At 71.6% G+C, this 2,274-nt stretch carries 2 protein-coding genes; both read left to right on the forward strand.

The window, feature by feature from the left end:
* Positions 1-931 (forward strand): dihydroxy-acid dehydratase (locus FFK22_RS41500; RefSeq protein ID WP_186002974.1); only part of this gene is annotated, 931 nt, incomplete at its 5' end.
* Between the two features lie 18 nt (positions 932-949).
* Entirely contained in the window at positions 950-1,855 is a 906-nt protein-coding gene (locus FFK22_RS41505; RefSeq protein ID WP_138890188.1) for a dihydrodipicolinate synthase family protein, read from the forward strand.
* The last annotated feature ends 419 nt before the right edge of the window (positions 1,856-2,274 follow it).

Genomic DNA, 2,274 nt, shown 5'->3' on the forward strand with positions numbered 1-2,274 from the left:
CCGCAACGCCATGGTGGCGCTGCAGGCGGTCGGCGGGTCGACCAACGGGCTGGTGCACCTGGCCGCCATCGCCGGCCGCGTCGGCCAGCCGCTCGACTATGCCGCGTTCGACCGGATCGGCCGCGAGACGCCGGTGCTGATCGACCTCAAGCCGTCCGGCGCGCATTACATGGAGCATTTCCACCATGCCGGCGGCGTGCCGCATCTGCTGGCGGAGCTGCAGGACCTGCTGGACCTGACCGTGCCGACCGTCGCCGGCGGCACCCTGGCCGACACCCTGCCCAAGCCGGGCGAGTGGCGCGACGAAGCGGTGATCCGGCCGCGGTCGAACCCACTGAAGGCCCAAGGAGCGATGGCGGTGCTGCAGGGCAACCTGTGTCCGCGCGGCGCGGTGATCAAGCAGTCGGCGGCGACGCCGGCGCTGCTGCAGCACACCGGCCGGGCGGTGGTGTTCGACTCGATCGAGGACATGGCGGCGCGGATCGACGACCCGGCGCTCGACGTCGCGGCCGACGACGTGCTGGTGCTGTGCAGTGCCGGGCCGAAGGGCGCGCCCGGGATGCCGGAGGCCGGCTACCTGCCGATCCCGCGCAAGCTGGCGCAGCAGGGGGTGAAGGACATGGTCCGCCTGTCCGACGCACGGATGAGCGGCACCGCCTTCGGCACCATCGTGCTACACATCACGCCGGAATCCGCGGGTGGCGGGCCTTTGGCCCTGGTCCGCACCGGCGACCGCATCCGGCTCGACACCGCCGGCCGGCGGCTGGACCTGCTGGTCGACGAGGCCGAGCTGGCCCGCCGCGCGGCCGAGGCGCCGCCGCCGAGACCGGCGCCGGATCGCGGCTATGCAAGGCTGTTCCATGACAGCGTGCTGCAGGCCGATGAGGGCTGCGATTTCGACTTCCTGGTGCCGGGCCGGAAGGCCGGCTGAACCAACGGGGATTCTTCCATGCCGAGACTGTCCGGCGTCATCGCCGCCGCCGCCACGCCGCTGCGCGACGACCTCTCCATCGACCATGCCAAGCTGGTGGCGCATTGCCGCTGGCTGCTCGGCGACGGCGGCTGCGACGCGGTCAACCTGCTCGGCACGACGGGCGAGGCGACGTCCTTCTCGATCGAGCAGCGGCTGGCGGCGATGCGGGCGGTGGCCGAATCCGGCCTGCCGATGCACCGCTTCATGGTCGGCACCGGCGCCTCGGCGCTGGCGGATGCGGTGCGGCTGACCGCGGAGGCCAAGGCGCTGGGCTTCGCCGGGGCGCTGCTGCTGCCGCCCTTCTACTACAAAGGCATCGACGATGAGAGCCTGGCCGCTTACGTCGACGCGGTGATCGAGCGGACGGGGGCGGAGGGTCTCTACCTCTATCACATCCCGCAGAGCACCGGCGTGCCCTGGCCGATCGAGGTGGTGGCGACGCTGGCGGAACGGCATCCGGGCACCCTGGCCGGGCTGAAGGATTCCTCCGGCGACATCGCCTATTCGACCGATCTGGCGAAGCGGGTGCCGGGCATCGCCGTATTCCCGAGCTCCGAGGCGACGCTGGGCCTGGCCAAGGACCGGGGCTTCGCCGGCTGCATCTCGGCCACCACCAACATCACCGGCCCCTTGGCGCGGATCGCCTGGCATCAGGCCGGCACCCCGGCGGCGGAAGCCGCGGTGGCGGCCGCTGGCGCCGTGCGGGCGGCGCTCAGCACCGTCACTTTGGTGGCGGCGGTCAAGGACACGCTGGCCGAGATTCATGGCGACCCTTCCTGGCGCCGGCCGCACCCGCCGCTGCGTCCCCTGACCGAGGCCGAGCGCCGGACGTTGGGAGATGCGCTGGCCAAGACCGAGTATCCGCGGCTGTTCGGGCGGTAGGGCGGGGAGGGCGAGGCAGCCGCGCTTCTTCATCCTCTCGGTCGTCATTCCCGCGAAAGCGGGAATCCCTTTCCGGTCGGGCGGGACGAGATCCCCGCTTTCGCGGGGATGACGAGGTTTTTTGGGGGATTGCGCGCGGACGCGCGCAGACCTCCCTCTCCTCCCGCAAGGGGAGAGTGGAAGGCCGGGCAGTTTTGTCATTCGTAGGTTGAGTTCGCGGCAAGCGAACCCAACAATGGCGCACCGGCGAGATGTCGGGTTCGCCATGCGAACCCAACCGACGCGGTCGCGCCGACGCAGCGTTCAGCTGCTGTCCGGTTTCGGCGGCTCCGGCATCGATCGGCCGGCGGCGGACTCGTCCGGTGCCCGCGGCCAGGCCTCTGCGGGCTCGCGATCGGCGACGGTCTCCGCCGGCTCGA

It is taken from the genome of Mycobacterium sp. KBS0706 (assembly GCF_005938675.2).
Classification (GTDB): domain Bacteria; phylum Pseudomonadota; class Alphaproteobacteria; order DSM-16000; family Inquilinaceae; genus Inquilinus.